The organism is Streptomyces amakusaensis (assembly GCF_039532665.1).
In the GTDB taxonomy this organism is placed as follows: Bacteria; Actinomycetota; Actinomycetes; order Streptomycetales; family Streptomycetaceae; genus Streptomyces; species Streptomyces amakusaensis.
The window spans coordinates 135,509-160,781 of the sequence record NZ_BAAASB010000007.1 but is presented as its reverse complement, the minus strand read 5'-3'; the positions used below and the strand labels follow the sequence as shown (position 1 = coordinate 160,781).

Here is a 25,273-nt window from a genome sequence, read left to right as displayed (position 1 = left end):
CGGGGCCGTGTGCGGCCCCGGGCCCACTGTCACGCGTACGAGAGAGAGAAAGCCCGTGTCCGCAGTCTCTTCCCGCCTTCCCGTCTTCCCCTGGGACCGGCTGGAGCCTTATAAGGCGACGGCCGCGGCGCACGCCGACGGCATCGTGGACCTCTCCGTGGGGACGCCGGTCGACCCGGTCCCGGAGCTGATCCAGAAGGCGCTGATCGAGGCGGCCGACTCGCCCGGCTATCCCACGGTGTGGGGGACGGTCGCGCTGCGGAACGCGCTCACCGGCTGGGTGGGGGAGCGTCTCGGCGCGACCGGCGTGACGCACGCCAATGTGCTGCCCGTCGTCGGCTCCAAGGAGCTGGTGGCCTGGCTGCCGACCCAGCTGGGCCTGGGCCCCGGGGACACGGTGGCCCACCCCCGGCTCGCCTACCCGACGTACGAGGTCGGCGCGCGGCTCTGCGGCGCGAACGCGGTCGCCTACGACGACCCGACGACCCTGGACCCGGCCGGCCTGAAGCTGCTCTGGCTGAACTCGCCCTCCAACCCCACCGGTCGCGTCCTCGCCAAGGACGAGCTGGTCCGGATCGTCGCCTGGGCCCGTGAGCACGGGGTGCTCGTCTTCAGTGACGAGTGCTATCTCGAACTGGGCTGGGAGGCCGATCCCGTCTCGGTGCTGCACCCCGAGGTGTGCGGCGGCGGGTACGAGGGCGTGGTCGCCGTCCACTCGCTCTCCAAGCGCTCCAACCTGGCCGGGTACCGTGCCGCCTTCATCGCCGGTGACGAGCGGGTGCTGGGCGAGCTGCTCCAGATCCGCAAGCACGGCGGGATGATGGCCCCCGCGCCGGTCCAGGCGGCCACCGTCGCCGCCCTCGGCGACGACGCCCATGTCGCCGAGCAGCGGGCGCGGTACGCGGCCCGCCGGGCCGCGCTGCGCGGCGCGCTGGAGGGGCACGGCTTCCGGATCGAGCACAGCGAGGCCAGCCTGTATCTGTGGGCCACCCGCGACGAGCCGTGCTGGGAGACGGTGGCGCACCTGGCCGGGCTGGGCATCCTGGTCGCGCCCGGGGACTTCTACGGGCCCGCCGGCGACCGGTTCGTCCGGGTCGCCTTCACCGCGACCGACGAGCGGGTGGAGGCGGCGGTCAAGCGCCTCGGCGGCTGAGAACGCGTACGCGAAGGGGCCCGGGAGTGTGCGGCTCCCGGGCCCCTTCGCGTGTCCTTCGGCCCGTCGCTCAGCCCAGCGGCAGGGCGTCCACCGGCAGCTGGCCGGTGGGCAGGCCGCCCTTCGGGCCGGCGGAGGCGCTGCCAAGGGCCCCGGTCGCGCCGCTCGCGGTGTCGCCGATGACGCCGCCCGCCGTGGCCGCGGTCTCCCCGGCGGCCTTCTGGGCGGCGGGGGTGGCCGTCCTGCCCGCCCTGCCGACGGTCTTGCCCGCGGTCGGCACGGCCTTCTTGACCGCGTCGCCGCCGGTGTTCCCGACCAGCTGCGAGCCCTGCGACGCGGTGCCGTCGGCGGTGGCGGCGACGCTCCCCGCGTCGACGGCGGAGACACCGCCGAGCGGGTTGCCCGGCGAGAGCTCCACGGCGCTCGCGGACGAGGCCGCGCCGATCACGGGAGCCGCGCCCGCCGCGACGATCAGCGCGACACGGGCGATCCGACGGGTCAGGGGGAGGGACATGATGCTCCTTGGGACGAGAAGGGCACGGGAAGTGCCGGGAGGGTCTCTGTCGTCCGGCGAGCGGATGGACCGGCCCCCGGGTGGCGCCGGTCCGTGCCGTCGGACGCCGTGACAACCGCTCGGGGGGCGGGGGAAGTTGCGGTGGGCCAAGGTAAAGAATGAGCAATGCGTCGCATTATCAGTCATGGATAAAAACGGGCAAACGCCACCCTTTCGCCAAGGCTCGCCGAAGGCCGCCGAAGCGTTGCTCCCCAGTGCCGCCAAGGGGTGCGGCCCGAACCGGGCCGGTCCCCGCGCCCGGTTCGGCCGGGCGGCCGGCGGCGCGGGCGAAGCTCCCTCCTGAGGGGGAGCGTCCGTATCAGCGTGCGACGCGCAGCCGGACGCCGCCGTCCGGCCCGGAACGGTCCTCGGTGCGCCAGCCCTCGTCGGCCCTGGCGGCGCTCCAGACCCGGTTCCCGTGGACGATCTCCTCGATCCGGAGCCCGCCGGAGCGGGCCACCGCCCAGTGCGCCAGCTCCCAGCCGCGCCTGGCCGCGGCCCCGTCGTCCCCGCCGCCCGCCGCCGGCACCGGGACGCTGATCTCCCGTACGCCGGACGCCGCCGCCGTACGGTCCGGCCCGCCGGAGACGGCGGGCAGCACCTCGGGGCCGAACGCCCGCACCAGCTCCGAGCGGACCCGCGCCGGATCGCCCGCCTCGGCCGCGCCGTCGCTCCCGGTGCAGTTCAGCGTCGCGCCCGCGCGCCCGGTGAGCGCGGCGGCCAGCAGCGCGGCGTCCGGCTCGTGCTTCGCGTACGCCTGCGGGAAACCGCTGCGCTGCACCCGCTGGGCGGCGACCGTCAGCGGCAGCCGCGAATAGCCGGGCACCTGGACGAGATGCTCGTAGAACTTCCCCGCCGAGTACACCGGGTCGAGGATCTGCTTCGGAGTGCCCCAGCCCTTGGACGGCCGCTGCTGGAACAGCCCCAGCGAGTCCCGGTCGCCGTGCTCGATGTTGCGCAGCGCCGACTCCTGGAGGGCGGTCGCCAGCGCGATGGTCACCGCCCGCTCCGGCAGGCCCCGGGTGGTGCCCACGGCCGAGATGGTCGCGGCGTTCGCCGCCATCTCCGGCTGGAGTTCATAGCGCGGACCGCCGCCGGAGCCCGCGCGGACGACACAGCCCGGGGGCGACCCGTCCGAGACGTGCTGCACCACGACATAGCCGATCAGCGCCAGCAGTACGACGAACGCAGCCGTGAAACGCGTGAGACGGCTGCGCCGGACGGGAGAGACGGGCTCGGACACCCGCCCACCGTACTAGGGAGTGTCTTCGAAGTGGCGTCGTCCTCCCGTAGGGAGGGTCTGGCGGGGTCTGGTGCGTGCGGTCGCAAGGCGGAGGAAGGAGCCCACGCGGTGGGGGTACCTCCCGGGCGAAGCCCAGGGGGCCGTAGGCGACTGACGACAACGCGGCGAGCGTGCGTGCCAGGGCACGACAGGCAGACGGGACTTCGAAGACACGACCCAGGGTCGGGCCGCCTTGGACCCGGGCCGGTGCCGGGAGTCGGCCCGGGCCCGGTCGGGGAGGGCCGCGCTATCGTCGTGGGCATGTCCCACACCGCGCTTGACCTCACCCTCGACGCTCCCGCGCTGACCGCCGCACTGGTCGACTTCCCCTCCGTCAGCGGCCAGGAGAAACCTCTCGCGGACGCCATCGAGCAGGCCCTGCGCGCGCTGCCGCACCTCACCGTCGACCGGCACGGGAACAATGTGGTCGCGCGCACCCGGCTCGGCCACGCCGAGCGGGTGGTGCTCGCCGGGCACATCGACACCGTGCCGATCGCCGACAACGTCCCCTCGCGGCTGGACGAGAACGGCGTGCTCTGGGGCTGCGGCACCAGCGACATGAAGTCCGGTGTCGCGCTCCAGCTGCGGATCGCCGCCACCGTGCCCGCGCCCAACCGCGATCTCACCTTCGTCTTCTACGACAACGAGGAGGTCGCGGCCCACCTCAACGGTCTCGGCCATGTCGCCGAGGCCCATCCCGACTGGCTGGAGGGCGACTTCGCCGTACTCCTGGAGCCCTCCGACGCCGAGGTCGAGGGAGGCTGCCAGGGCACCCTGCGCGTCCTGCTGCGGACGCGGGGGGAGCGCGCGCACTCCGCGCGCTCCTGGATGGGCTCCAACGCGATCCACGCCGCCGGGCCGATCCTGGCCCGCCTCGCCGCGTACGAGCCGAGGCGGCCGGTGATCGACGGGCTGGAGTACCGGGAGGGCCTCAACGCGGTACGGATCGAGGGCGGCGTCGCCAACAACGTCATCCCCGACGAGTGCGTCGTCACCGTGAACTACCGGTACGCGCCGGACCGCGGCGAGGCCGAGGCCATCGCCCATGTGCGGGAGGTCTTCGAGGGCTGCGGCGTCGCCGCGTTCACCGTGGACGACCACTCGGGCGGCGCGCTGCCCGGACTCTCGCACCCGGCCGCCGCCGCCTTCATGGCGGCCGTCGGCGGCAGCGCCCGGCCCAAGTTCGGCTGGACGGACGTCTCGCGCTTCAGCGCGCTCGGCGTGCCCGCCGTGAACTACGGACCGGGGGACGCGCTCTACGCCCACAAGCGGGACGAGCACGTGGCCGTGGAGAAGATCACACACTGTGAAAATCGGCTACGGGAGTGGCTGACGTCCTGAGTTTCCCCTCTTGTCGCCTTCGTCGACCTACGCTGGGGACCGGCAACGATGTTCGGCGGAGGGAGCAGGTCATGGGCAACCCCGAGGGTGCGCGATCGTTCGAGGAGCGGAGGCAGGGACCGGTGCTGCGCCGCAGGGAGCAGGTACAGCCCGGGACCACGGACCAGCGGCTGCTGGACACCGAGGGCGACTCCGAGTGGGTGCACACCGACCCCTGGCGGGTCATGCGCATCCAGTCCGAGTTCGTGGAGGGCTTCGGCGCGCTCGCCGAACTGCCCAGCGCGATCAGTGTCTTCGGCTCGGCCCGCACCCCGGTCGGCACTCCCGAGTACGAGGCGGGCATCCGCATCGGCAAGGCCCTGGTGGACGCGGGCTTCGCGGTGATCACGGGCGGCGGCCCGGGCGCGATGGAGGCGGCGAACCGGGGCGCCCGGGAGGCCAAGGGCATCTCGGTGGGCCTGGGCATCGAGCTCCCCTTCGAGCAGGGGATCAATCAGCATGTCGACATCGGGGTGAACTTCCGCTACTTCTTCGTCCGCAAGACGATGTTCGTGAAGTACGCCTCGGGCTTCGTGGTCCTCCCCGGCGGCCTGGGCACCCTCGACGAGCTGTTCGAGGCGCTCACCCTGGTGCAGACGGGCAAGGTGACCCGCTTCCCGATCGTGCTGTTCGGCACGGAGTACTGGAGCGGCCTGGTGGACTGGCTGCGGAACACGGTGGTGGCGCAGGGGAAGGCCTCGGAGCGGGATCTGCTGCTCTTTCATGTGACGGACGACGTGGACGAGGCGGTCTCCCTGGTGACGAAGGAGACGGGGCTCTAGAGCCCTCGTCCCGCCGGCGCGGGCCGGGGCGGCGTACGGCCCGGCCCCCGCCGGGTGGTCTCAGGCGAGGCCCCGGCGGGCCACCGAGGGTTCGCGGTGGCCGGCGATCGTGGCGACCATGTCCAGCACCTGACGGGTCTCCGCGACCTCGTGCACCCGGTACACCTGTGCCCCCAGCCACGCCGAGACGGCCGTCGTCGCGAGCGTCCCGATCACCCGCTCCTTGACCGGGCGGTCCAGCGTCTCCCCGACGAAGTCCTTGTTCGACAGCGAGACCAGCACCGGCCACCCCGTCTCCACCAGCTCCCCGAGGCGGCGCGTGGCCTCCAGCGAGTGCCGGGTGTTCTTCCCGAAGTCATGACCGGGGTCGATCATGATCCCGTCCCGTCGCACCCCCAGCTCCACGGCCCGCTCGGCCAGCCCGAGCGTCACCCGCAGGATGTCCGACACCACGTCGTCGTAGGCGATCCGGTGCGGTCTGGTCCTCGGCTCGGCGCCGCCCGCGTGGGTGCAGACCAGCCCCGCGCCGTACCGCGCGGCGACCTCCGCGAGTCTCGGGTCCACCCCGCCCCACGCGTCGTTCAGCAGATCCGCGCCCGCCTCGCAGACCGCCTCGCCCACATCGTGCCGCCAGGTGTCCACGCTGATCACCACATCGGGGAAGCGCCTGCGCACCTCGGCCACGAAACCGACCGTCCGGCGCGCCTCCTCCGCCGCCGTGACCTCCTCCCCGGGACCGGCCTTGACCCCGCCGATGTCGATGATGGCGGCACCCTCCGACACCGCCCGCTCGACCCGGGCGAGCGCCGGCTCGTCGTGGAACGTCGCGCCCTGGTCGTAGAACGAGTCGGGCGTACGGTTCACGATCGCCATGATCACCGGCTCACGCGTGTCGAATTCACGCTGTCCCAGCCGCAGCATCAGCGGTATTCCTCCTCAGGTCGTCCGGCTGCGACCCTAACTGTCACACCGGCGTGGCACGATCAGCCGGGACAGTTTCCGTCCGGCGACCCGCCGGAGGCCGGGGAGGATCGTTCGTGTTCTTGTTCTTGCTGATCGCGATGGTCGTGGTCGTCGGGGCGGTCACGCTGGCCGTGGTCGGCGGCGGCGACAGCGCCGCGCTGCCCGAGGTCGCGCCCGAGCGGCTGGTGGACCCGCTGCCGGAGAACCGGCCGGTCGGCCGCGCCGATGTGGAGGCGCTGCGGCTGCCGGTGACCGTGCGCGGCTACCGGATGGCGGACGTCGACGACGCGCTCGGCCGCCTCGGGGCCGAGCTGGCCGAGCGGGACGCCCGGATCGCCGAGCTGGAGTCCGCCCTCGCCGGGGCGCGGGCCACCGCCGTGGCCGGGCCGGACCTCTTCACCAAGCCGGGCGGGCTCACCGAGCGCGACGGGGAGCCGGGCCGATGACCGACGGCGGCACCGCGGCCGGGCCCGACGGAAAGCCCCGCTGCCCCTGGGGGCTCTCCACCGAGGACTACATCGCCTACCACGACACGGAGTGGGGCCGCCCGGTCCACGGCGACGACGCGCTCTTTGAGCGGCTCTGTCTGGAGGCCTTCCAGTCCGGGCTCTCCTGGATCACCATCCTGCGGCGGCGCGAGGGGTTCCGCCGCGCCTTCGACGAGTTCAAGATCACCTCGGTGGCGGAGTTCACCGAGGCCGACCGGGAGCGGCTCCTCGCCGACGAGGGCATCATCCGCAACCGCGCCAAGATCGACGCCACCCTCGCCAACGCCCGGGAGCTGGCCGGCTGGGCCCCCGGCGAGCTGGACACCCTCATCTGGTCGTACGCGCCGGACCCCGCGAAGCGCCCGGCGCCGAAAACCGTCGCCGACGTGCCCGCCGTCACCGACGAGTCCACGGCCCTCGCCAAGGACCTCAAGAAGAAGGGCCTGCGCTTCATCGGCCCCACCACCGCCTACGCCCTGATGCAGGCCTGCGGCCTGGTCGACGACCACCTGGCGGGCTGCGTCGCCCGCGGAGCCCGCACCTAGGGCTTCCCCGGGGCCCGCGAGCCCCGGGGGAACGGGTGCTACCGGCCCAGATAGACCGGCTTCTCCTTCGCGATGAAGGCCTCGACCGCGATCGTGTGGTCCTCGGACGCCCCCGCGCGCGCCTGGAGGTCGCCCTCCCGCTCCAGGGCCTCGTCGAGCGAGTGATCGGCCCCGAAGGCGAGGGACTCCTTGATCGCGGCATAGGCCAGGGTCGGGCCGTCCGCCAGCGCCCGGGCCACCGCGGCGGCCTCGGCGGCCAGCTCGGCGGCCGGGACCAGCCGGTTGGCGAGGCCCCAGTCGTACGCCTCCTGAGCGGAGAACGAGCGCGGGAAGAGCAGCAGCTCGGCGGCCCTGCTCCGGCCGACCAGCCGGGGCAGCGCCCAGGAGACCCCGGAGTCGGCGGTCAGCGCGACCCCCGCGAAGGCCGTGGTGAAGGTCGCGGTGTCGGCGACCACCCGGTAGTCCGCCGCGAGGGCGAAACCGAGGCCCGCCCCGGCGGCCACCCCGTTCACCCCGGCCACCACCGGCTTCGCCATCCCCGCCAGGGCCCGGACGATCGGGTTGTAGTGCTCCCGGACGGTGTTCATGGTGCCGCCCGCCCCGGACCTCCGGTCCTCGGCGAGGAGCGACACATGCTCCTTCAGATCCTGGCCGACGCAGAAGGCGCGCCCGGCGGCGGTGAGCAGCACCGCGCGTACGGCGCAATCCCCGGCCGCGGCCTCGGCGGCCTCCCGGAGGGCCTCCTTGGCCTCGATGTTCATCGCGTTCATGGCCTCGGGCCGGTTGATCGTGATTGTCGCGAGCCCGTCGCTCACCTCGTACAGCACGGAGTCGGCCATGTCTGTCAGCTCCCCTTCGCGGCTCTGCGGTGGTGTCCGGGCCCAGCATGGCGGAGATCTTCGGCCCCGGGCATGTGACCTGCGTCAAACCGGGACCGGCCGGACTTTGGCCGCAAAGTCTTGGCAGGGCGGCGAAGTATCGCAGGCGGATCGCCGAATTGAGTGGTTTTGCGAGAGCGCGTTGCCTAAGCGATGCCGGCCGATGTTGGTCATCGGGTCCCGCGATGCGGGATAATGACCTGGAAGCAATGTGTTCGATGCCGGTGCGAGCGCCTACCCGGGCGGCCGTCGGCTGACGATGAGCTGGTTTCAGGAAGGGGAACGAGCATGGCGGCCATGAAGCCGCGGACGGGTGATGGCCCGCTCGAGGTGACCAAGGAGGGGCGGGGCATCGTCATGCGCGTTCCGCTCGAAGGCGGCGGTCGGCTAGTCGTCGAGCTGACTCCCGACGAAGCCGAAGCGCTGGGCGATGCTCTGAAGAAGGTCGTCGGCTGACGAGCGCGCGACGCGCCACAGTCATCCCGCCCCGGTGCCGTACAGGTGCCGGGGCGGTTTGTTTTCCCGGCCGGCCGGGAGAACCGCCCGGCCCGGCCCTCCGGCCGCCCCGGGCCGCTCCCGGCTCTCCGCCCGGGTCAGCCGCGGCGGACCGCGCAGAGCAGCCCGTCCCCCACCGGCAGCAGCGAGGGCAGCAGCTCCTGGCTCTCCCGCACCGCGCGCAGCAGCTCCCGCAGCCGCAGCACCTCGGCGGGCTGCGCCGCCGAGTCGACCGTACGGCCGCGGGCGAAGACGCCCTCGAAGCAGACCAGCCCGCCGGGCCTCAGCAGCCGCAGCGACTCCGCCAGACACTCCAGCGACTCCATCCGGTCGCCGTCGCAGAAGACCAGGTCGTACCCGCCGTCCGCGAGCCTCGGCAGCACATCGAGGGCACGGCCGGGGATGAAGCGCGCCCGGTTGCCCGCGAAGCCCGCCGCGCGGAACGCCTGTTTGGCGAACTGCTGGCGCTCCGGTTCCGGGTCCACCGTGGTCAGCACCCCGTCCGGCCGCATGCCCTGGAGCAGGTAGATGCCGGAGACGCCCGTCCCCGTGCCGATCTCCGCCACCGCTTTCGCATCAGCGGTGGCGGCCAGCAGTCGCAGCGCGGCGCCGGTCCCTGGCGACACCGAGGGGAGCCCTGAGTCACGGGCCCGCTCACGGGCCCAGTGCAGCGCGTCGTCCTCGGCGACAAAGGCGTCGGCGAACGCCCAGCTTGTCTGCCGGTTGGCGGTAATGGGCCTCTCCTGTCCCCGTAGTTGAACGCGACGTTGACTGTATCCGCTGCTCCCGGGAACCCGCAGATGGGACCGGGCGTTGTACGGGGCAGGGGGTAGCGATGGAGCAGAGCTGGAAGCGGCACCCAAATTCGCGTAAAGATTCTTATCCGGAGCTAACGGGCGAGGTGGCTATGGTAGGGGCTCCGCTGGACACCACCAGAGCCGATAGGGGAGGTGCGGCTGCACCTGCGGATCGTAAGGGAGTGCTCCGGCGCTTCCTCAGGTCACCGGGTGAGCCGAAATCCGTGACCAACACCGCTGACCGCTCCCGCACCACCGACTCCGCGGCAACCGCGACCTTCGCACCGGATGCGGAATCGCCGGCGTGGACCCCTCCCACCTGGGAGGAGATCGTCAGCACGCACAGCGGCCGGGTCTACCGTCTCGCCTACCGCCTCACGGGCAACCAGCACGACGCCGAGGATCTGACCCAGGAAGTCTTCGTCCGGGTCTTCCGCTCGCTGTCCACCTACACGCCCGGCACCTTCGAGGGCTGGCTCCACCGCATCACCACCAATCTCTTCCTGGACATGGTCCGCCGGAAGCAGCGCATCCGTTTCGATGCCCTCGGGGACGACGCGGCCGAGCGGCTGCCCAGCCGTGAGCCCTCCCCCCAGCAGGTCTTCAACGACACGCACTTCGACGCCGATGTGCAGCAGGCGCTGGACACCCTCGCGCCCGAGTTCCGCGCCGCCGTGGTCCTCTGCGACATCGAGGGCCTGTCGTACGAGGAGATCGCCGCGACCCTGGGCGTCAAGCTCGGCACGGTCCGCAGCCGTATCCACCGGGGCCGCTCGCATCTGCGCAAGGCCCTCAAGCACCGTTCCCCCGAGGCCCGCGCCGAGCAGCGCACCCTGGCGGGAGCGGTCGGATTGGCAGGGGAGGGCGGAGCCGCGTGAGTGGATTCGGTCCGACCCCGGCGGAACAGCATCTGGGGGACCGGCTCGCCGCCCTCGTCGACGGCGAGCTGAAACACGACGCCAGGGACCGGGTGCTGGCGCATCTGGCGACCTGCCCCAAGTGCAAGGCCGAGGCCGACGCCCAGCGGCGGCTGAAGGACGTCTTCGCGCAGTCGGCCCCCCCGCCCCTCTCCGAAGGGCTGCTCGCCCGGCTCCAGGGCCTGCCCGCGGGCCCCGGCGGCGAGGACCGGGGCGGTCCCTTCGACGGGGGCCGGGTCATCGATTCCGTGTTCGCCGGGGTGACTCCCCCGTCGGGAAGACCCGGCGGCCGGCCGGAGACCTTCGGATACGTCCCCGGTGGCCCGTCGGGTCCGTCGGGGGTGCCGGCGCTGCCCGGTCGTTCCGGGGGCTTCCGCATCCATGAGGTGGGCCGTCCGGAGGGCGAGCGCTCTCCCTGGCGTGCCCGGAGATTCGCCTTCGCCGCGGCCAGCGCGGTCTCCTTCGCCGCGATCGCCCTCGGCGGGGCGTTGCCCGCGGCCGACACCACGGCCACCGCCCGGGGCGGTGCCCCGGGCAACGCTGTCACTCCCATGCAGGCGGGCACCGGCACGGGATCCACCGGCGCCGCCGGCGGTCTCCCCACCACCTCCGCCAGCGCCAGGAGCGCCGACTACGAGCGCCGCCGCACCGCGGGCCAGGCCTCGGGCCGGTCCGAGGAGCGGGCCATAGGCCGCTCCGTCACCGGGCCGCTCACCCCCGGGGAATCGCCGCACCGGCCGCCTGCCGTCCCGGCCACGCTCGGGGCGGCCTTCGCCCCGCCGCCGCTGATACATCCCACCGGCACGGCGCTCCACCTCACCCGGGCCCCCGTGCTCGCTCCGCCGGCAACGCCCGCTCCCACCCACCTCGTTGCCCCGGCGCACCCCACACCGCCGCTCGCGTCCACCCGCTGACGCGGCACCCTGTCCGGCCCCCTGCGCGGAGATTCGCGAACCTGGTTGAATCCTCGATAGGGGTGCCCGCGGGGCGCCGCGGCGGACGGCAGTAGGCGGGGAGAGCATGGACGACGGGAAGCCCACCGGAGCCAAGGCCAAGTGGTGGAGCCGGCCCAGCGCGGAACAGCCTCCGCAGCGGCCGGAGCAGCTTCCGCCGGCGCCCGGCCCCGTCGTGCCCCCGCCCGCCCGGGCGGGGGAGGACGAGCCGGGGACGGCCGCCGCCCCGGCCGGGGACGCCCCGTCGGTCCAGGACGCCCCGCCGGCCACGGACGAGCCGGCTCCGGCCGCCGCCGAGGCGGCCCCGCCCCGGCCGCTCCACGAGCCCGACGAGTACGGCACCCCGCCCTACGGCGGCCCGGGCCCCTGGGCCCCGGCCCCGCCCGTGCAGCGGCCCGTGCCCACACCCGCCGGAGGCACCCCCGTACCGCCGCCCGTGCCCCCGCAGTACGCGGGGCACCAGCCGCACCCCCAGGACGCCTCCACCGGCCCTCAGACGCCGCAGTGGCTCCAGTACGACCCCTGGGGATCACCGGCGGCCCCCGCGCCGTTCACGCACCCCGGTGAGCCGCCCCGGGGCAAGCGCCGCCGGGGCGCGCTGCTGGTCGGCGCGGTGGTGCTGGCGCTCGCCTCCGGCGCGGTCGGCGGCGGCGTCGGCGCGTACGTCGAACGCCGGGGCGGCATCACCCAGGTCGAGCTGGACCAGGCGCCCCGGGAGAGCCGGGACCGCGCCCCCGACAGCGTCGCCGGGATCGCCGCCAGTGCCCTGCCCAGCGTCGTCACCCTCCATGTCAGCGGCGGCGGCGAACAGGGCACCGGCACCGGCTTCGTCCTCGACCGCCGGGGCCACATCCTCACCAACCACCATGTCGTGGCCCCCGCCGGACCCGGCGGGGAGATCTCCGTCACCTTCAGCGGCGGCGAGACCGCCAGGGGGACCCTCGTCGGCAAGGACAGCGGCTACGACCTCGCCGTCGTCAAGGTCTCCGGCGTCTCCGGCCTCACCCCGCTGCCGCTGGGCAACTCCGACAATGTGCGGGTCGGCGACCCCGTCGTCGCCATCGGCGCGCCCTTCGACCTCCAGAACACGGTCACCTCCGGCATCATCAGCGCCAAGGAGCGGCCCATCACCGCAGGCGGCGAGAAGGGCGACGGCAGCGATGTCAGCTATGTCGACGCGCTCCAGACCGACGCCCCGATAAACCCCGGCAACTCCGGCGGCCCGCTGGTGGACGCCAAGGCCCGGGTCATCGGCATCAACAGCGCGATCCGCGCCGCCGACACCGGCGGGGGCGGCGGCGAGGGAGCCCAGTCCGGATCCATCGGCCTCGGCTTCGCCATCCCCATCAACCAGGGCAAACGCGTGGCCGAGGAGCTGATCAACACCGGCCGGGCCACCCATCCCGTGATCGGCGTCAGCCTCGACATGAAGTACACCGGCGACGGCGCGCGCGTCGGCGAGAAGGGCAAGGACGGCACCCCCTCGGTCACCCCGGACGGTCCCAGCGCCAAGGCCGGGGTCCGCCCCGGCGACGTGATCACCGAGGTCGACGGCCGACGGGTGCACAGCGGCGAGGAGCTGATCGTCAAGATCCGCGCCCACCGCCCGGGCGACCGGCTGAAACTGACCCTCACCCGTTCCGGCGACGAGCGGACCGTCACCCTCACCCTCGGCAGCGCCGGCGGGGACGACTGACCTCCTGCGGCACGTGACTCACCCGAGACCCGGCGGGTACCGTGGAACGGGTCCTGAACCGACCAGGCCCGCGGGCCGCCGAGAGCACGAGGAGCGACAGGGTGTTCAACGACATAGGCGCACTGGAGCTGGTGACGCTGGTGGTGCTCGCCGTGCTCGTCTTCGGTCCCGACAAACTGCCGAAGGTCATCCAGGACGTCACCGGATTCATCCGCAAGGTCCGGCAGTTCTCCGACAACGCCAAGCAGGACATCCGCACCGAGCTGGGCCCCGAGTTCAAGGACTTCGAGTTCGAGGACCTGAACCCGAAGACCTTCGTCCGCAAGCACCTCGGCGAGAACGACGACCTCAAGGAGCTGAGAGAGCTCGGCACCTCCTTCGACCTCCGCAAGGAGATCAACGAGGTCGCGGACGCGGTGAACGCCAAGGAGTCCCCCGACCCGGTCCCGGCCGCCGCGGGCGGCTCCGCCGGGAACCCGGACCTCCTCAAGAAGCCGGCCGCCGCTCCCGACCCGTTCACGAAGCGCGACAAGGTCGACCCGGACGAGCGCGCGCCCTTCGACGCCGACGCCACCTGATCCGCGTACCCGGCCCCGTCCTGACCGCCTCCCCGTACCCCTGAGCCGTCCCGCCATATACACCAATGGGTGCCGACCGAGCCGGGTGTACACGCCGCCGGGCGGCGGTCAATCCGTGTGAGCCGGGCCGGGGTGGCTATTCTCTCCATCTGTCAGGACGCGAGGACGCCCGAGGGGGGCGGGTCCGCTCCGGACCCCGGACACAGAGGAGGCGGCCGGCCAGATGGAGACGACCAGTCGAACAGCGGCGGAGAGCGCGGTCGGCGATTCCCCCGACCCGGACGCGCCCGGCTCGCCCGAGACCGGGGCCGAGACCGGGGCCCCGGACGCGGGCCAGGCCGCCGCGGCGCGCCGTACGGCCGAGGCCTACGCGGGGGCGTCCTTCTCCTGGTACGCCCTGGACGAGGCCTTCACCGGCCCGCGCCGGCTGATGCAGATCGCCGCCGAGCCCGACGGCGCCGTCCAGCACGGCTCCATCGGCCACGGCGACGAGCCGTCGATACGGTCCGAGGCGGGCACCGCCGAGAAGGAGCGCTTCGCGGTGGTCATCACCGTCGCCGCCAGCCCGCTCCGCCGCACCGACGACGGCACCGGCGTGCTGGAGGCCACCACCGCCTCCTCCGCCGCCTGGCTGGCCGGCTCCGGGCTGCTCGCCCACACCTGGCCCGCCCAGCTGGACCACTCCCTGCGGGACGACTGGCTGGACCAGCAGACCGAGGCGGCCTTCGAGCTCGCCGACGACCTCCACGGGCCCGAGTGGTCCGCCCTCTCCCTGCCCGTCGACGGGGAGCCCACGCCGTTCCACTACCGGGAGTCGGAGTTCGGCTGGGTCCTCGCCGGATCGGCCGCCGGCGGAGTGCACATCGGCGCGTACGGACGGGGCATGAGCGCCTTCGGCCTCGGCTTCAGCGCGGTGGACGACCTCGCACCGTACGCCTGACGGCCGGTGCGCCGGGGGCGCGGGCCGGGCTGCCGAAGCCCGCCCGCGCCCCCGTACGCGCTTCCCCGGGAGAGCCGGGCGGGCTAGAACTTGTTCCGCGGGGTGATCCCCAGGCTCATCCCGGACAGACCGCGCTGACGGCCGCCCAGCTTGCCCGCGATCGCCCGCAGCGCCGCGCCCGCCGGGGAGTCGGGGTCGGAGAGGACCACGGGCCTGCCCTCGTCGCCGCCCTCCCTCAGCCGTACGTCGATCGGGATCGCTCCCAGCACCGGCACATGCGCCCCGGTCGTCTGCGTCAGCCCCTCGGCGACCCGCTGGCCGCCGCCGGTGCCGAAGACGTCGATCATCTCGTCGCAGTGCGGGCAGGGCAGGCCCGACATGTTCTCCACCACGCCCACGATCTTCTGATGCGTCTGCACGGCGATCGAGCCCGCCCGCTCGGCGACCTCGGCCGCGGCCTGCTGCGGGGTGGTGACGACCAGGATCTCCGCGTTCGGCACCAGCTGGGCCACCGAGATCGCGATGTCGCCGGTGCCCGGGGGCAGGTCGAGCAGGAGTACGTCCAGATCGCCCCAGTACACATCCGCCAGGAACTGCTGGAGCGCCCGGTGCAGCATCGGGCCGCGCCACACCACCGGGGCGTTGCCCGGGGTGAACATGCCGATCGAGATGACCTTCACGCCGTTCGCCGACGGCGGCATGATCATGTTCTCGACCTGGGTGGGCCTGCCGTCCGCGCCCAGCATCCGGGGCACCGAGTGGCCGTAGATGTCCGCGTCCACGACGCCGACTTTCAGCCCGTCGGCCGCCATCGCGGCGGCCAGGTTCACCGTCACCGAGGACTTGCCGACGCCGCCCTTGCCGGAGGCCACCGCGTACACCCTGGTCAGCGACCCGGGCTGAGCGAAGGGAACCTCGCGCTCGGCGGTGCCGCCGCGCAGTGAGGAGGCCAGCTCCCGCCGCTGCTCGTCGCTCATCACATCGAGCGTGACATCGACGCGGGTGACTCCCTCGACGCGTGCCACCGCGTCCGTCACATTGCTGGTGATCGTCTCTCGCATCGGACATCCGGAGACGGTCAGATACACGGTGACCGCGACTGTCCCGTCCGCCCCGATCTCCACTGATTTGACCATGCCGAGGTCGGTGATGGGTCGGTGGATCTCGGGGTCGTTCACCGTCGCCAGTGCTGCGAGCACCGCGTCTTCCGTAGCCATACGACGATGGTACGGCGCTGACTCCCGGGCCCGGGAAGACCTTCACCGGTCAGCTTCGTCACTCCCCGGACCGGCCTCCGGCGGGAATACCGCGCGGCGCTCCTGCATCTCCCGGACGAGGTCCTCCAGTTCCGAGCGGATCCAGTCCCGGGTCGCGACCTCGCCCAGGCCCATCCGCAGCGCGGCGATCTCCCGGGTCAGATACTCGGTGTCCGCGATCGACCGCTCGTTCTGCTTGCGGTCCTGCTCATGGGTGACCCGGTCCCGGTCGTCCTGGCGGTTCTGCGCCAGCAGGATCAGAGGGGCCGCGTACGAGGCCTGGAGCGACAGCATCAGCGTCAGGAAGATGAACGGGTACTGGTCGAAGCGCAGCTCCTCGGGGGCCGCCACATTCCACACCACCCACACCACGACGATCAGCGTCATCCAGACGATGAACCGGCCGGTGCCCAGGAAGCGGGCGGTCCGCTCGGAGAGCCGCCCGAAGGCCTCGGGGTCGTACTCCGGCAGCAGGGTGCGCCGCCGCGCCAGCGGCAGATCGAGCCGTACCCGGGTCCGGGGCGCGGCGGTCGCCCCGGAGGGGACCCGCTCCCGCTGCGGCTCGCCCCGCTCGGGCGTGCCGGGGTCGCCGCTACCCATGGCCGCGCTCCCCCCGGCGGCCGGCGACGGCACCGTTGACGACGGCGCTACTCATGGGCCGACTCCTCGAACTCCGTCTCCCGCCAGTCGTCGGGGAGCAGATGGTCGAGCACGTCGTCCACCGTCACCGCGCCCAGCAGCGAGCCGCTCTCGTCCACCACCGGGGCCGCGACCATGTTGTACGTGGCGAGATAGCTGGTCACCGCCCGCAGCGGGGTGTCCGGCGCCAGCGGCGGCAGATCGCTGTCCACCACCGCGCCGACCAGGGTGAACGGCGGATCCCTCAGCAGCCGCTGGAAGTGCACGGTGCCCAGGTACTTGCCGGTCGGCGTCTCGTCGGGGGGCCGGCAGACATACACCTGGGCGGCGAGCGCGGGCGACAGGTCCTGCTGGCGCACCCGCGCCAGGGCGTCGGCGACCGTCGCGTCCGGGCGCAGCACGATCGGTTCGGTGGTCATCAGCCCGCCCGCCGTGCGCTCCTCGTACGACAGCAGCCGGCGTACGTCGGCGGCGTCGTCCGGGCGCATCAGGGTGAGCAGCCGCTCCTTGTCCGCCTCGGGCAGCTCGGAGAGGAGGTCGGCCGCGTCGTCGGGGTCCATCGCCTCCAGGACGTCGGCGGCGCGCTCCTCCTGGAGCTTGCCGAGGATCTCCACCTGGTCGTCCTCCGGCAGCTCCTCCAGCACATCGGCGAGCCGGTCGTCGTCGAGGGCCGCCGCGACCTCGGCGCGCCGTTTGGGCGTCAGATGGTGCAGCGCGTTGGCGAGGTCGGCGGGGCGCAGCCGCTCGAAGGTGGCGATCAGGCTCTCGGCGCTCTGGGCGTCCTCCTCCAGGGAGAAGCCGGTGACCGCCGACCACTCGACGGTCAGCGTCTCCCCCCGGCGGCGGAGCGCCCCGGCGCGGCCCCGGCGGACGAAGACCTTGTCGATCTCCCAGTCGCGGCGGGCGGGCAGCCGCCGGATCGACACGTCGAGGACGGTGGCCTCCTCGTCGCCGTCCACCAGCCGTACGCCACGGTCCAGCAGCTGGCCGAGGACCAGCCGTTCGGTGGGGCGCTGTTCAAAGCGGCGGACGTTCAGCACTCCGGTGGTGATGACCTGGCCGGATTCGATGCCGGTGACCCGGGTCATCGGGAGGAAGATGCGCCGCCGGCTGAGCACCTCGACCACCAGGCCGAGCAGCCGGGGCGGACGGCCGCCGACGCGCAGCATCGCGACCAGATCGCGGACCCGGCCGACCTGGTCGCCGTTGGGGTCGAAGACGGGCACACCGGCGAGATGGGAGACGAAGATCCGGTGCGCGCTCGTGACCATGGTCCCCACCTCCCGCCTCGCTCTGTGGTCCTCTGGGCCCTCCTGTCGGAAAAGCCGTTGTTCAAGGGCTTAAGGCTAGCTCGTACCGTTCCGTGCCGCTGTCGGCCCTGGTCCGTACGGCGTCGGTACGACGGGCTGCGTAGGGGTGTCTCCGGCACCGGTACGCTGCGGACTGCGCTCCCGTACCAAGCGGATGACAAGCAGATGAGAGGCAGTGTGCTGGTGGCTTCCCTCCCCTCGGTTTCCCCGGATTCTTCGGATTCCCGGGGCTCCCGGACCCGCAGGGCCGTGCTCGCCCTGGCGTTGTGCGCCGGTCTGGTCCTCTCGGCGACGGCCTGCGCCGCCGAGGAGAAGCCGGATCCCGACAAGGGGACCAACGGCATCGGGAAACTGACCGCCGAGGAGATCGAGAGCAAGGCGCGCGCGGCGGCGGAGGCGGCGACCGCGGTGCGCCTCTCGGGGACGCTGGTGAGCAAGGGCGGCACCTTCAAGCTGAACATGCGGCTCAAGGAGGACGGCGGCTCGGGTTCCGTGACGTCGAAGGAGAACACCTTCGAACTGCTGAGGGTCGCCGACGACCTCTATCTCAAGGCCGACGCGGGCTTCTGGACCCACGACGACGGGGCGGGGAGCGGCGCGGGCGGCCCCGGGGGCGAGGGCGGCAAGGACGGCAAGGCCGCGCCGGGCGGCACGAGCGCCCCGCTCAGCGAGGCCGACGCGGCGGCGGCGGGGAAGCTCGGGGACAAGTACGTGAAGGTGCCTCAGGGCGATCCGGCGTACAAGGAGTTCCGGGGCTTCACCGAGATGGACGCCATGCTGGACGGGCTGCTGGGGATGCAGGGCGAGCTCAGCAAGGGGGAGCGCACCAAGGTCGGCGGCATCCAGACGATCAAGGTGCAGGCGGCGGACGGCGTGGGCGGCGTGCTGGACGTCTCGCTGGAGGGCGAGCCGTATCCGCTCCAGTTCGCCAGGGCCGGCGGGAAGGGCGTACTGACCCTGGGGGAGTGGGACGCGGAGTTCGAGCTGGCCGCGCCCGCCAAGGGGGAGACGGTGGACTACGGCGGGCAGCTCCCCAAGAGCAGCGACTGACGGCGGGCCCGGGGCCCGCCGTGCCGACGGCCGCCGCGGAGCCGGCTCAGCCCCGGTTCCGCTTCTTCTTCCGCAGCAGCCGGGGCAGGGCGGCCGGGACGGCGTTGCGGGTGGTGGCGGGTGTGGCGGGCGGGACGGCGGCGAGGGAGCCGGTCGGGTGGTCGGTGGTCGAGGACACCGGCTCCAGGCGCAGCACCCGGCACTCGCGGGCCCAGCGCTCGGGCACCTGCTCCGCGTCGGGCGCGTTGAGGCGCTTGCCCTTCAGCTCCGGGAGCACCTCCTCCCACTGCTCGGAGCCCGGCTTCAGCTCGGTCACCGAGGCCGTCCAGGCGACGAGCCGGCCGCCCTTGTCCTTGCTCCGTACGGTGACCGTGGCCGTACCGCCGTCGACGAGGCCGGTGAGCGGCTGCTCGCCCGGGCCGTCGCCGACCAGATGGGCGGCGCCCTCGTGCCACACATGCCACAGTGCCCGCTCCGGGCCCTCGCCCCGGACCCAGACGAGGCCTGACTTCTTGGTGGCCTCCTCGACGAGGGCCTGGCCGAGCAGCTGATCTGTCATGCCCGCACCCTACCCACACCCGCGCGTACGCCCGTCCGCACCCGCGCTCAGAGCCAGCCGTTGCGCTTGAGCGTGCGATGGATCGCGAAGCAGATCCCGGCGATGGCGGTGAGCACCGCCGGGTAGCCGTACTCCCACTGCAGCTCGGGCATGTGCTCGAAGTTCATCCCGTACACCCCGCAGACCGCCGTCGGCACGGCGATGATCGCCGCCCAGGAGGTGATCTTGCGCATGTCCTCGTTCTGGGCCACGGTCGCCTGGGCCAGATTGGCCTGGAGGATCGAGTTCAGCAGCTCGTCGAAGCCGATGACCTCCTCCTGCACACGGGCGAGGTGGTCGGCGACGTCACGGAAGTACTTCTGGATGTCGGGGTCGATCAGCCGCATCGGCCGCTCGCTCAGCAGCTGCATCGGCCGCAGCAGCGGCGAGACCGCCCGCTTGAACTCCAGCACCTCCCGCTTGAGCTGGTAGATCCGCCCGGCGTCGCTGCCGCGCTGCCGGCCCTTGGAGGGGGCGGAGAAGACATCGATCTCGACCTCGTCGATGTCGTCCTGGACGGCCGCCGCGACCCCGATGTAGCCGTCGACGACATGGTCGGCGATCGCGTGGAGGACCGCCGACGGTCCTTTCGACAGCAGTTCGGCGTCCTTCTGGAGGCCGTGGCGCAGGGCCCGCAGGGAGCCCTTGCCGCCGTGCCGGACGGTGATGACGAAGTCCCGTCCGGTGAAGCACATGACCTCGCCGGTCTCCACGACCTCGCTGGTCGCGGTGAGTTCGGCGTGTTCGACGTAGTGGATCGTCTTGAAGACGGTGAAGAGCGTGTCGTCGTACCGCTCCAGCTTGGGTCGCTGATGGGCGTGGACCGCGTCCTCGACGGCGAGCGGGTGGAGTCCGAACTCGGCGGCGATGCCCGCGAATTCCTCCTCGGTGGGCTCGTGCAGCCCGATCCAGGCGAAGCCGCCGCCCTCGCGCACCTTCAGCATGGCCTCGCGCGGCGAGGGGCAGCCCCGGCTCTCCAGCCGGCGGCCGTCGCGGTAGACGGCGCAGTCGACCACGGCGCTGGAGGCGGAGGGATCGCGGGTGGCGTCGTACGAGTGGTAAGGGGCGCTGGTCTTGCGCAGCGCGGGGCGGACCGCCGCCCGCAGGTCACGGATCATCGACATGGCTGGCTCCTTCACGGAGAGGCCGTCGGCGAGGGGCGTGGCACAGCCCGGAATGGGGACGTGAGCATTACGTCCGCAAAGCGGGCGGCACCGCGGGGTCGCGGTGACGGCGTTCGCTACAGACAGGCAAAAACGAAGTGCTCTTCCGTCGTGCGAGATTCCGCTGGACGGGACGCTGCCGGACGGGATGCCGGGGTACGGTGCGCCGCGTACGGAATGCCGTGGGCCCTGTGCTGGAAGGCCTCAGATCACCGGGAAGTGATGCCGTACGGAAGAGCGGTCAGTACTGCACGGTCGACTTCGATCCACCGCGGACCCCACCTCCTCCGGCCGGTCCCCCGTAGGGGATAGACGTGTCGCCGGGAGTGGAGATCGCCGCTTTCGCGTACCGCCTCCGCGTGCTCCAAGCACGCCACCCCGGCCAGCGGCCAAGACTATCAGTCAACTGAGGGCCAATCCCTGGGTTTGCCCGTTCGCCGTGCGATTTATGCTCGCCGGATGGGAGAAGTTCTTGAGCTGGTCGAGGCCAGGCTGTTCACGGCGCTCGGCGAACCGGACGCCCGCGCCGCGGTGACCTTTCTCGGGACGGATCGGATCGAGGTACTCCGGTTCATCGACCCGGCCGGAGACCCGGCCGGAGACCCGATCGGCGGCGCGGCCGGTGGCGTGGTCCGCTATGCCACGCTCGGCATGTCCGCCCACCCGATGAGCGATCCGACAGCGCCCCTCGCGGACCCCGTGAAGGGCCCCCGCGCCGAGTTGGTCCTGTCGGTACGGGCCGGACTCGCCGACACCGACAAGGTGCTGCGCCCGCTGGCCGTGCTCGCCGCCTCGCCCCAGGTCGAGGGCCTGGTGGTGGCCCCCGGGGCCTCCCTGGACGTCGGCGGTCCGCTGTGGCCCTCCGCGCCCTTCACCTCGGTCCTGGTCGCGGAGCCCGGCGGGCTGGTGGCGGACCTGGAGACGCCCGCCCCGATGGACCCGGTGCGCTTTCTGCCGCTGCTGCCGATGACCCCGAACGAGGCCGCCTGGAAGCGGGTGCACGGGGCCCAGGCGCTCCAGGAGCGCTGGCTGGCCCGGGGGACGGATCTGCGGGACCCGCTGCGGGCCTCCGTGGCCCTCGACTGAGCCCCGCCCGTTCGACGCGCCGGGCGGCTGCGGAGCGTACGCGCACACGCCGGACGGGTGATCGTCCTTGACGCGGCGGCGGCCTGGTAGGACCGTTGAGCGCTATGAGGGGCGAACCCAGTTGCCCGAAGTGCGGTGGCCGGGTCAGGGCGCCCGGTCTCTTCGCCGAGTCCTGGCAGTGTGATGTGCACGGCACGGTGCATCCGCTCCAGCCGGTGATCCCGCCCAGTGTCGAGGCCCTCAATGTCGTGGTGCACCGCGCCAGGGTCCCGGTGTGGATGCCCTGGCCGCTGCCGGTCGGCTGGCTCTTCACCGGTGTCGCCTACGCGGGCGACGACCGCAGCGGCGGGCGTGCCACCGCCGTCGCCTGCTCGGGGCCCGGACCGCTCGGCGGCATCGGCGAACTGCTGCTGGTCGCCGAGGAGTTGGGCGTCGGCCTCGGCGCGCGGTACGCGGGCATCGACGGGCCCGACCCCGGGCCGTACCTCAATGTCTCGGGACCGCCGCACACCAAGGTGCTCGCCGCCGGCCGCCCCACCCCTCTGTGGCACGTCGCCGCCGCCCCCGACGACCGGGCCGTCTTCGCCGGCGAGGCGCGGGGGCTGTGGCTGTGGGCCATCGTCTGGCCGGAGCAGTCCGGGCTCCTGATGTACGACGAACTCGTGCTCACCGATCTCCGGGACGCGGGCGCGGAGGTGGAGCTGGTGCCCTGCGGGGCGCTCTCGCCGAGACTGCTCTCGTAGCCCGTCCCCGGGACCGTGCGCGCCCGCCCTCCCCGCGCGGGACCGGACGGTTCCGGTTGCCCGATACACTCGTTCCGTCCTCTGTCCGGCCTCAGCATCTGGAGTCAGCGTCGTGCGCATCGATCTGCACACCCACTCCACCGCTTCGGACGGTACGGACACCCCCGCCGAGCTGGTGCGCCACGCGGCCGAGGCGGGCCTCGACGTCGTCGCCCTCACCGACCACGACACCACCCGGGGCCACGCGGCGGCGCTCGCCGCGCTCCCCGAAGGGCTCACGCTGGTCACCGGGGCCGAGATCTCCTGCGCGCTCGACGGGGTGAGCCTGCACATGCTGGCGTATCTCTTCGACCCCGCCGAGCCCGAGCTGCTGCGCGAGCGCGAACTGCTCCGCGACGACCGGGTGCCGCGCGCCCGCGCCATGGTCGGCAAGCTCCGGGAACTGGGCGTACCCCTCAGCTGGGACCGGGTCGCCGAGATAGCGGGCGACGGCTCCGTCGGCCGTCCGCACATCGCGACCGCGCTGGTCGAGCTGGGCGTCGTGCCGACCGTCTCCGACGCCTTCACCGCCGACTGGATCGCCGACGGCGGCCGGGCCCATGTCACCAAGCACGAACTCGACCCGTTCACCCTGGTCCGCCTCGTCAAGGCGGCCGGCGGGGTCGCCGTCTTCGCCCACCCCGGAGCCGCCAAGCGCGGCCGTACGGTGTCCGAGGAGGCGATCGCCGAGCTGGCCGCCGCCGGTCTGGACGGCATAGAGGTCGACCACATGGACCACGACGGTCCGACCCGCGCCCGGCTGCGCGCTCTCGCCGCCGACCTCGGGCTGCTCACCACCGGGTCCAGCGACTACCACGGCAGCCGCAAGGACGTCGCGCTCGGCGCGTACACCACCGACCCGGAGATCTACGGCGAGATCACGCGGCGCGCCACCGGGGCCTTCCCGGTCCCCGGCGCGGGGGGAATCCGCGCGTAACGCGCGTGAGCGACCGCGCTCCGCCCCTCCTTCTCCTTCTTCCGCTTCTCCTCGCAAGGCCCTCAACGTGTTCGACGCTGCCGTCTTCGGCTCCCTCTTTCTGACCCTTTTCGTGATCATGGATCCGCCCGGGGTCACTCCGATCTTCCTCGCCCTGACCTCCGGCCGACCCGCCAAGGTGCAGCGCCGGATGGCCTGGCAGGCCGTCGCGGTCGCCTTCGGCGTGATCACCGTCTTCGGCCTGGTGGGCCAGCAGATCCTGGACTATCTGCATGTCTCCGTCCCGGCGCTGATGATCGCGGGCGGTCTGCTGCTCCTGCTCATCGCGCTGGATCTGCTCACCGGCAAGACCGACGAGCCCAAGCAGACCAAGGACGTCAATGTCGCGCTCGTACCGCTGGGCATGCCCCTGCTGGCCGGGCCCGGCGCGATCGTCTCGGTGATCCTGGCGGTGCAGAACGCGGACGGCGCATCGGGGCAGATCGCGGTCTGGTCGGCGATCGTGGCGATGCACGCGGTGCTCTGGGTGGCCATGCGCTACTCGCTGCTGATCATCCGGGTGATCAAGGACGGCGGTGTGGTGCTGGTGACCCGGCTCGCCGGAATGATGCTCTCCGCGATCGCCGTGCAGCAGATCATCAACGGCGTCACCCAGGTCGTCCAGGGCTCCTGAGCCGACCGCCGCCCCAGTACCACAAGGACGCCCCCGTACGGATCATCCGTACGGGGGCGTCTCACATCATGAGCGCGTTTACGCGTTACAAGGCCGATGATTCGACCGGTCGGATATAAATGCGCTGGCCGGTTGCGGCGGCCTGCTGCACGATCCGATTGACGGAGGCGGCGTCCACGACGGTACTGTCCACGGCGCTGCCGTCGACGTCGTCCAGGCGCATGATCTCGAAGCGCAAGGCTTCTCCCTTCGTCTGATCCTCCTGAGGAGAACTGGGTGTCACCAGGCACAACAGCGATGTAGCCTGCAAATATTCCCTACACTAAAGAAAATCTTTCCTTGTCTAACTACTGGCGGGTACCCGCGAACGGCCGGAAAATGGGCTGTGTATGAACGACGACCCCGAGTACGGCCCTGCCACCGGTTCGGACCACCACGTGGACCACCACCCGGACCACCCTCTGGAGACGAGCGACGCACTGGCTGCGCTCGCCGCCCGGGTGGAGCACACCAACGAGCTGCTTCAGCGCATGCTCGCGGAGGTCGCCAAGACGCCCTCCACCCACGCGATCTTCGTCGACGCGGGCTATGTCTACGCCGCCGCCGGCCTGTTGGTCACGGGCACCGAGGACCGGCGCTCCTTCGACCTCGACGCCGAAGGCATGATCGACGCCTTCATCGACAAGGCCCGCACGATCTTCGCGGACAGCAGACTGCTCCGCGTCTACTGGTACGACGGCGCCCGGCGGCGCATCCACACCCCCGAGCAGCAGTCCATCGCCGAACTGCCCGATGTGAAGGTCCGGCTGGGCAACCTCAACGCCAACAACCAGCAGAAGGGCGTCGACTCCCTCATCCGCACGGATCTGGAGTCCCTCGCCCGCCAGCGCGCGATCAGCGACGCGGCCCTCGTCGGCGGCGACGAGGACCTCGTCTCGGCGGTGGAGGCGGCGCAGGGGTACGGGGCCCGCGTCCATCTGTGGGGCATCGAGGCGGGCGACGGCCGCAACCAGGCGGAGCCGCTGCTGTGGGAGGTGGACAGCCAGCGCACCTTCGACCTGGAGTTCTGCCGCCCGTACATCACCCGCCGTCCCGTGACGGTCTACGAGAACGAGGGCGCGCCGCCGCCCTCGCGCGACGAGGTGCGGTTCGTCGGCGCGCAGATCGCGGCCACCTGGCTGGTGGAGCGCGGCCGGGAGGCGATGGCGGAGCTGCTGCCGGGCCACCCCTATCTGCCGGGGCCGGTCGACCAGGATCTGCTGAATGAGGCGGAGCGGCTGCTCCAGCGCTCGCTGCGCGGACACGGGGTGCTCAGAAGGGCGCTCCGGGACGGCTTCTGGCAGCACCTCCAGGCGCAGTTCTGAGCCTTCGCGGTTTCC

Annotated in this window: 28 protein-coding genes; 17 read left to right on the top strand and 11 right to left on the bottom strand. The window is 72.5% G+C overall.

Annotation, left to right across the window (positions count from 1 at the left end):
* Window positions 1–55: 55 nt before the first annotated feature.
* Entirely contained in the window at window positions 56–1,153 is a 1,098-nt protein-coding gene (gene dapC / locus ABD371_RS14745; protein ID WP_344476819.1) for a succinyldiaminopimelate transaminase, read from the top strand.
* 70 nt (window positions 1,154–1,223) lie between these two features.
* Here dapC and ABD371_RS14740 read toward each other — a convergent pair whose 3' ends face one another.
* Both ABD371_RS14740 and ABD371_RS14735 read right to left on the bottom strand, forming a co-directional pair.
* Complete coding sequence (locus ABD371_RS14740; protein WP_344476817.1) at window positions 1,224–1,667, bottom strand: ATP-binding protein; 444 nt, start codon at window positions 1,665–1,667, stop codon at window positions 1,224–1,226.
* A 358-nt stretch (window positions 1,668–2,025) separates the two neighbouring features.
* A complete protein-coding gene (locus ABD371_RS14735) occupies window positions 2,026–2,949 on the bottom strand; it encodes a VldE C-terminal domain-containing protein (protein ID WP_344476815.1) in 924 nt (307 codons plus the stop codon).
* A 300-nt stretch (window positions 2,950–3,249) separates the two neighbouring features.
* Here ABD371_RS14735 and dapE point away from each other — a divergent pair, with 300 nt between their 5' ends.
* Window positions 3,250–4,329, top strand: a complete 1,080-nt coding sequence (gene dapE, locus ABD371_RS14730; RefSeq protein ID WP_344476813.1) for a succinyl-diaminopimelate desuccinylase — start codon at window positions 3,250–3,252, stop codon at window positions 4,327–4,329.
* Window positions 4,330–4,400: 71 nt separating this feature from the next.
* Entirely contained in the window at window positions 4,401–5,150 is a 750-nt protein-coding gene (locus ABD371_RS14725; protein ID WP_344476811.1) for an LOG family protein, read from the top strand.
* A gap of 60 nt (window positions 5,151–5,210) precedes the next feature.
* Here the strand turns inward: ABD371_RS14725 and folP are convergent, their stop codons facing one another.
* On the bottom strand, window positions 5,211–6,071 hold the full coding sequence (gene folP, locus ABD371_RS14720; RefSeq protein ID WP_344476809.1) for a dihydropteroate synthase: 861 nt from the start codon (window positions 6,069–6,071) through the stop codon (window positions 5,211–5,213).
* 116 nt (window positions 6,072–6,187) lie between these two features.
* Here folP and ABD371_RS14715 point away from each other — a divergent pair, with 116 nt between their 5' ends.
* Both ABD371_RS14715 and ABD371_RS14710 read left to right on the top strand, forming a co-directional pair.
* A complete protein-coding gene (locus ABD371_RS14715) occupies window positions 6,188–6,559 on the top strand; it encodes a DivIVA domain-containing protein (protein ID WP_344476807.1) in 372 nt (123 codons plus the stop codon).
* A complete protein-coding gene (locus ABD371_RS14710; protein WP_344476805.1) occupies window positions 6,556–7,146 on the top strand; it encodes a DNA-3-methyladenine glycosylase I in 591 nt (196 codons plus the stop codon). Before ABD371_RS14715 ends, ABD371_RS14710 begins: the two co-directional genes overlap by 4 nt.
* Before the next feature lie 38 nt (window positions 7,147–7,184).
* Here ABD371_RS14710 and chcB read toward each other — a convergent pair whose 3' ends face one another.
* On the bottom strand, window positions 7,185–7,985 hold the full coding sequence (chcB, locus tag ABD371_RS14705; protein ID WP_344476803.1) for a 2-cyclohexenylcarbonyl CoA isomerase: 801 nt from the start codon (window positions 7,983–7,985) through the stop codon (window positions 7,185–7,187).
* 327 nt (window positions 7,986–8,312) lie between these two features.
* Here chcB and ABD371_RS14700 point away from each other — a divergent pair, with 327 nt between their 5' ends.
* The gene (locus ABD371_RS14700) at window positions 8,313–8,480 is read left to right on the top strand and encodes a DUF3117 domain-containing protein (RefSeq protein WP_009997451.1); all 168 of its coding nucleotides are present in this window, start codon (window positions 8,313–8,315) and stop codon (window positions 8,478–8,480) included.
* A 137-nt stretch (window positions 8,481–8,617) separates the two neighbouring features.
* Here the strand turns inward: ABD371_RS14700 and ABD371_RS14695 are convergent, their stop codons facing one another.
* The gene (locus ABD371_RS14695; RefSeq protein WP_344477233.1) at window positions 8,618–9,319 is read right to left on the bottom strand and encodes an O-methyltransferase; all 702 of its coding nucleotides are present in this window, start codon (window positions 9,317–9,319) and stop codon (window positions 8,618–8,620) included.
* A 107-nt stretch (window positions 9,320–9,426) separates the two neighbouring features.
* Here ABD371_RS14695 and sigE point away from each other — a divergent pair, with 107 nt between their 5' ends.
* The 5 genes from sigE (at window position 9,427) to ABD371_RS14670 (ending at window position 14,400) form a co-directional block, all read left to right on the top strand.
* Window positions 9,427–10,194, top strand: a complete 768-nt coding sequence (sigE, locus tag ABD371_RS14690; RefSeq protein WP_344476801.1) for an RNA polymerase sigma factor SigE — start codon at window positions 9,427–9,429, stop codon at window positions 10,192–10,194.
* Entirely contained in the window at window positions 10,191–11,147 is a 957-nt protein-coding gene (locus tag ABD371_RS14685) for an anti-sigma factor family protein (RefSeq protein ID WP_344476799.1), read from the top strand. The genes sigE and ABD371_RS14685 overlap by 4 nt, the downstream gene beginning before the upstream one ends.
* A gap of 106 nt (window positions 11,148–11,253) precedes the next feature.
* Entirely contained in the window at window positions 11,254–12,882 is a 1,629-nt protein-coding gene (locus tag ABD371_RS14680; RefSeq protein ID WP_344476798.1) for a S1C family serine protease, read from the top strand.
* A 101-nt stretch (window positions 12,883–12,983) separates the two neighbouring features.
* The gene (locus ABD371_RS14675; protein ID WP_344476797.1) at window positions 12,984–13,460 is read left to right on the top strand and encodes a sec-independent translocase; all 477 of its coding nucleotides are present in this window, start codon (window positions 12,984–12,986) and stop codon (window positions 13,458–13,460) included.
* Window positions 13,461–13,683: 223 nt separating this feature from the next.
* Window positions 13,684–14,400, top strand: a complete 717-nt coding sequence (locus tag ABD371_RS14670; protein WP_344476796.1) for a hypothetical protein — start codon at window positions 13,684–13,686, stop codon at window positions 14,398–14,400.
* An 83-nt stretch (window positions 14,401–14,483) separates the two neighbouring features.
* On the opposite strand, the gene ABD371_RS14665 is transcribed toward ABD371_RS14670, so the two are convergent.
* The 3 genes from ABD371_RS14665 to ABD371_RS14655 are packed head-to-tail and all read right to left on the bottom strand — an operon-like array spanning window position 14,484 to window position 17,566.
* Window positions 14,484–15,617, bottom strand: coding sequence for an Mrp/NBP35 family ATP-binding protein (locus tag ABD371_RS14665; protein WP_344476795.1), 1,134 nt, complete (start codon window positions 15,615–15,617; stop codon window positions 14,484–14,486).
* A 42-nt stretch (window positions 15,618–15,659) separates the two neighbouring features.
* Window positions 15,660–16,256 (bottom strand): DUF1003 domain-containing protein, encoded by a 597-nt coding sequence (locus ABD371_RS14660; RefSeq protein ID WP_344476794.1) that lies wholly within the window; start codon window positions 16,254–16,256, stop codon window positions 15,660–15,662.
* A gap of 47 nt (window positions 16,257–16,303) precedes the next feature.
* Window positions 16,304–17,566: a magnesium transporter MgtE N-terminal domain-containing protein gene (locus tag ABD371_RS14655; protein WP_344476793.1), complete on the bottom strand. Its 1,263-nt coding sequence runs from the start codon at window positions 17,564–17,566 to the stop codon at window positions 16,304–16,306.
* A 204-nt stretch (window positions 17,567–17,770) separates the two neighbouring features.
* Between ABD371_RS14655 and ABD371_RS14650 the strand changes: the two genes are divergently transcribed.
* Entirely contained in the window at window positions 17,771–18,655 is an 885-nt protein-coding gene (locus ABD371_RS14650) for a hypothetical protein (RefSeq protein ID WP_344476792.1), read from the top strand.
* Between the two features lie 46 nt (window positions 18,656–18,701).
* On the opposite strand, the gene ABD371_RS14645 is transcribed toward ABD371_RS14650, so the two are convergent.
* Together ABD371_RS14645 and ABD371_RS14640 are read right to left on the bottom strand one after the other, a co-directional pair.
* On the bottom strand, window positions 18,702–19,214 hold the full coding sequence (locus tag ABD371_RS14645) for a hypothetical protein (protein WP_344476791.1): 513 nt from the start codon (window positions 19,212–19,214) through the stop codon (window positions 18,702–18,704).
* A 47-nt stretch (window positions 19,215–19,261) separates the two neighbouring features.
* A complete protein-coding gene (locus tag ABD371_RS14640) occupies window positions 19,262–20,377 on the bottom strand; it encodes a magnesium and cobalt transport protein CorA (RefSeq protein ID WP_344476789.1) in 1,116 nt (371 codons plus the stop codon).
* 498 nt (window positions 20,378–20,875) lie between these two features.
* Between ABD371_RS14640 and ABD371_RS14635 the strand changes: the two genes are divergently transcribed.
* The 4 genes from ABD371_RS14635 to ABD371_RS14620 all read left to right on the top strand — a co-directional run bounded on the left by ABD371_RS14635 (window position 20,876) and on the right by ABD371_RS14620 (window position 23,894).
* Window positions 20,876–21,502 (top strand): suppressor of fused domain protein, encoded by a 627-nt coding sequence (locus ABD371_RS14635; protein WP_344476787.1) that lies wholly within the window; start codon window positions 20,876–20,878, stop codon window positions 21,500–21,502.
* Window positions 21,503–21,606: 104 nt separating this feature from the next.
* Window positions 21,607–22,245 (top strand): DUF6758 family protein, encoded by a 639-nt coding sequence (locus tag ABD371_RS14630; protein WP_344476785.1) that lies wholly within the window; start codon window positions 21,607–21,609, stop codon window positions 22,243–22,245.
* Window positions 22,246–22,357: 112 nt separating this feature from the next.
* Entirely contained in the window at window positions 22,358–23,221 is an 864-nt protein-coding gene (locus ABD371_RS14625) for a PHP domain-containing protein (RefSeq protein ID WP_344476783.1), read from the top strand.
* Window positions 23,222–23,288: 67 nt separating this feature from the next.
* The gene (locus tag ABD371_RS14620; RefSeq protein ID WP_344476781.1) at window positions 23,289–23,894 is read left to right on the top strand and encodes a MarC family protein; all 606 of its coding nucleotides are present in this window, start codon (window positions 23,289–23,291) and stop codon (window positions 23,892–23,894) included.
* A gap of 85 nt (window positions 23,895–23,979) precedes the next feature.
* Here ABD371_RS14620 and ABD371_RS14615 read toward each other — a convergent pair whose 3' ends face one another.
* Complete coding sequence (locus ABD371_RS14615) at window positions 23,980–24,132, bottom strand: hypothetical protein (RefSeq protein ID WP_190124615.1); 153 nt, start codon at window positions 24,130–24,132, stop codon at window positions 23,980–23,982.
* Between the two features lie 292 nt (window positions 24,133–24,424).
* Between ABD371_RS14615 and ABD371_RS14610 the strand changes: the two genes are divergently transcribed.
* Window positions 24,425–25,258 carry an NYN domain-containing protein gene (locus tag ABD371_RS14610; protein WP_229869246.1) on the top strand — a complete coding sequence of 278 codons (834 nt, stop codon included), beginning with the start codon at window positions 24,425–24,427 and terminating at the stop codon, window positions 25,256–25,258.
* Window positions 25,259–25,273 lie beyond the last annotated feature (15 nt).